The 3,838-nt window shown below is 70.0% G+C and carries 4 protein-coding genes; all 4 read left to right on the plus strand.

The genetic code is table 11. From position 1 onward, the window contains the following. Positions 1 to 513: aldolase/citrate lyase family protein (locus G6024_RS10580; protein ID WP_182640361.1), on the plus strand; the 513-nt coding region annotated here is incomplete at its 5' end. A gap of 67 nt (positions 514 to 580) precedes the next feature. After that, a complete protein-coding gene (locus G6024_RS10585) occupies positions 581 to 2,230 on the plus strand; it encodes an AMP-binding protein (protein WP_069389901.1) in 1,650 nt (549 codons plus the stop codon). 27 nt (positions 2,231 to 2,257) lie between these two features. Further along, positions 2,258 to 3,034: a CoA transferase subunit A gene (locus G6024_RS10590; RefSeq protein WP_067713235.1), complete on the plus strand. Its 777-nt coding sequence runs from the start codon at positions 2,258 to 2,260 to the stop codon at positions 3,032 to 3,034. Continuing rightward, a complete protein-coding gene (locus G6024_RS10595; RefSeq protein ID WP_069389900.1) occupies positions 3,034 to 3,687 on the plus strand; it encodes a 3-oxoacid CoA-transferase subunit B in 654 nt (217 codons plus the stop codon). Before G6024_RS10590 ends, G6024_RS10595 begins: the two co-directional genes overlap by 1 nt. The last annotated feature ends 151 nt before the right edge of the window (positions 3,688 to 3,838 follow it).

Genomic DNA, 3,838 nt, shown 5'->3' on the forward strand with positions numbered 1-3,838 from the left:
GAGACCCCGCTCGGCGTCGTCCGCGCGGAGGAGATCGCCGCCGCGCCCGGGTGCGCCGGGATGATGTGGGGCGCCGAGGACCTCCTGGCCGCGATGGGCGGATCGACCAGCCGGTTCTCCTCCGCCGAGGCCGGTGGCCCCCGCGAGGCGGGGGAGTACCGCGACGTACCCCGTCACGCCCGTGCGCGGGTCGCGCTCGCCGCGGCCGCGTTCGGTCGGTGGGCGGTCGACTCCGTGCACCTGGACATCGCCGACTCCTCCGGTCAGCGCGCCGAGGCGCTCGACGCCGTCGCGCTGGGGTTCGTGGCCACCGCGTGTATCCACCCGTCCCAGGTGGCGGTGGTCCGCGAGGCCTACGCCCCCGACGACGACGAGGTGGCCTGGGCCCGGAAGGTCCTCGCCGCCGCGGAACACAACCAGGGCGTGTTCCGGCTGGACGGTCGCATGGTCGACGGTCCCGTCTTCCGTCAGGCCGAGGCGACGATGCGTCGCGCCGCGGCCGCCGCCACCTGATACCGCAATCCCCGTGTCGCGCCCCCCTGTCGCGGGCCGTCCGGCCCCACCCCCAAGGAGTACCGAGATGACCACCACCGATCTCGATTCCACACCCCTCGACCCCGCCGGGTCCCACACGCGCGGGGAGACCGACGTCCCCCTGCTCACCCAGACGATCCCCGAGAACCTCGCGGCGACCGTCGAGAGGTTCGGCGACCGCGACGCGCTCGTCGACGTGCAGGCCGACCGGCGGTGGACCTACGCCGAGTTTCTCGCCGACGTCCGCCGCCTCGCCTCCGGACTGCACCGCCTCGGCATCCGTGCGGGCGACCGGGTAGGGATCTGGTCGCCCAACCGGTGGGAGTGGGTGATGGTCCAGTACGCCACCGCCGAGATCGGCGCGGTGCTGGTCAACATCAACCCGTCCTACCGGGTCCACGAACTGGAGTACGTGCTCAAGCAGGCGGGGATCAAGGCCGTCGTCGCCGCTCCCCAGTTCAAGGATTCCGATTACACCGGGATGCTCGCGCAGGTCCAGCCGAACTGCCCCGACCTCGAACTGGTCGTGATCTTCGGCGACGAGGAGTGGGAGTCGCTGGTCTCGGGCCCCACCCACGCCGAGGAACTGGCGTCGATCCGCGCCGCACTGCAGCCGGGCGACCCGATCAACATCCAGTACACCTCCGGCACCACGGGCTTCCCCAAGGGCGCCACGCTCTCGCACTCGAACATCCTCAACAACGGGTACTTCGTCGGCGAGCTCGTCAACTACACGGAGGTCGACCGGGTGTGCATCCCGGTGCCCTTCTACCACTGCTTCGGCATGGTGATGGGCAACCTCGCGTGCACCAGCCACGGATCGGCCATGGTCATCCCCGCGCCCGCGTTCGACCCCGCGGCCTCGCTGCGCGCGGTGGAGCAGGAGAAGTGCACGAGTCTCTACGGCGTGCCCACGATGTTCATCGCCGAGCTCGCGCTGGAGGATTTCGACTCCTACGACCTGTCCACGCTGCGCACCGGGATCATGGCCGGCTCGCCGTGCCCCGAATCCACCATGCGTCAGGTGATCGACAGGATGAACATGGAGGAGGTCTCCATCTGCTACGGCATGACGGAGACCTCGCCGGTGTCCACCCAGACCCGTCGGGACGATTCGCTGGACCGGCGCGTGTCCACGGTCGGCCGGGTCGGGCCGCACCTCGAGATCAAGATCGTCGACCCGTCGACCGGTGCCACCCTGCCGCGCGGCGAGGCCGGCGAGTTCTGCACGAAGGGCTACAGCGTCATGCTGGGCTACTGGGACCAGCCGGACAAGACCGCCGAGGCGATCGACCCCGAGGGCTGGATGCACACCGGCGACATCGGGGAGATGGACGACGCCGGTTACGTCCGCATCACCGGCCGCATCAAGGACATGGTCATCCGCGGTGGCGAGAACATCTACCCGCGGGAGGTCGAGGAGTTCCTCTACACCCACCCGGGCATCCTCGACGCCCAGGTGATCGGCGTGCCCGACCCCAAGTACGGCGAGGAGCTCATGGCCTGGGTCCGGCTCAAGCCGGGACGCGACGATCTCACGGCCGAGGAGGTCCGCGAGTTCGCCACCGGCAAGCTCGCCCGCCACAAGATCCCGAAGTACGTCCACGTGGTCGACGAGTTCCCCATGACCGTCACCGGCAAGGTCCGCAAGGTCGACATGCGCAAGCGCGCGATCGAGATCCTCGGCATCGCCTGACCGCCCCCACACCCAAGGAGTGCGTGTATGTCCAGCAAGATCATGACCGCGGCCGAGGCCGTCGCGGACATCCCCGACGGGGCGTCCATCGCCGCCGGCGGATTCGGCCTGAGCGGGATCCCGCAGATCGTCATCGAGGCCCTCGCCGCCCGCGACGTCGGGGACTTCGAGGTGTTCTCCAACAACGCCGGCGTCGACGGCAAGGGCCTCGGCATCCTGCTGGAGAGCGGCAAACTCCGGCGCATCGTCTCCTCCTACGTCGGGGAGAACAAGGAGTTCGCCCGCCAGTACCTGTCCGGTGAGCTCGAGGTGGAGCTCACCCCGCAGGGCACCCTCGCCGAGCGGATGCGTGCCGGCGGCTCGGGGATCGGGGCGTTCTTCACCCGCACCGGCGTCGGCACGTTCGTCGCCGACGGCGGCATGCCGTGGAAGTACGACTCGGCCGGCGGGATCGCGGTGGCCTCCCCGCCCAAGGAGACCCGCGAGATCCGCGGCGAGACCTACGTGCTGGAGCAGGCCATCGAGGCCGACTACTCGCTGGTACGCGCCGCCGTGGCCGACCGCAACGGCAATCTCCGCTTCAACCTCACGGCCCGCAACTTCTCGCCGCTCGCGGCGATGGCCGGCCGGGTGTGCATCGTCGAGGCCGAGAAGATCGTCGAGGTCGGAGAGCTCGCCCCCGACGACATCCACCTCCCGGGCATCTTCGTCCACCGCCTGGTGGAACTGACCCCGGAGCAGGTCGCCCAGACCAAGTGGATCGAGAAGACCACCACCAACCCGCCCTCGGAAGGACAGCGCTGATGAGCAGGATCGGACGCGACCGCAAGGCCATGGCCGCCCGCGCGGCCCTGGAGCTGGAGGACGGCCAGTACGTCAACCTCGGGATCGGCCTGCCGACCCTGGTCCCCAACTACGTCCCCGAGGGCGTCAACGTCACCCTGCAGTCCGAGAACGGGCTGCTGGGAATCGGCCCGTACCCGCACCCCGACGACGTCGACCCGGACCTCATCAACGCCGGCAAGGAGACCGTCACGACCCTCCCGGGGTCGGCGATCTTCGACTCGGCGATGAGCTTCGGCATGATCCGCTCGGGCAAGATCGACGTGGCCATTCTGGGCGCCATGGAGGTCAACCCCGCGGGCGACATCGCCAACTGGATGGTGCCGGGAGCGATGGTCAAGGGCATGGGCGGGGCCATGGACCTCGTGGTGGGCGCCCGCCGGATCGTCGTGGTCATGGACCAGGTCGCCAAGGACGGGTCCTCCAAGATCGTCTCCGAGATCTCTCTGCCGCTGACCGGGTTGGGCTGCGTCAACCGGATCATCACCGAACTGGGCGTGTTCGACCGCGACGCCGACGGCCTGACCCTGATCGAGCTCGTCGACGGGGTGACCCTCGAACAGATCGAGGCCGCCACCGACGCGCCGTTCCGCGTGGCCGAGCACCTCAGGTGACCCCGCCGCCGGCGCCGCCCGGCCTTTGGACCACACCGGTCCGGGGCCGGGCGGCGCTGTCGGCGTTGGCGTGGGTCCTCGCGTACGGGGCCTCCCTCGTCGTCGTCGTCCTCCTCGGCCTGGTCACGGCACGGACCCTCGGGCCCGGCCG

It is taken from the genome of Dietzia maris (assembly GCF_014144855.1).
GTDB classification, from domain to species: domain Bacteria; phylum Actinomycetota; class Actinomycetes; order Mycobacteriales; family Mycobacteriaceae; genus Dietzia; species Dietzia kunjamensis.

Coding starts and splice junctions, on each gene's coding strand:
- G6024_RS10590 (WP_067713235.1), top strand. CDS start 2,258: ATGTCCAGCAAGATCATGACCGCGGCCGAGGCCGTCGCGGACATCCCC.
- G6024_RS10585 (WP_069389901.1), top strand. CDS start 581: ATGACCACCACCGATCTCGATTCCACACCCCTCGACCCCGCCGGGTCC.
- G6024_RS10595 (WP_069389900.1), top strand. CDS start 3,034: ATGAGCAGGATCGGACGCGACCGCAAGGCCATGGCCGCCCGCGCGGCC.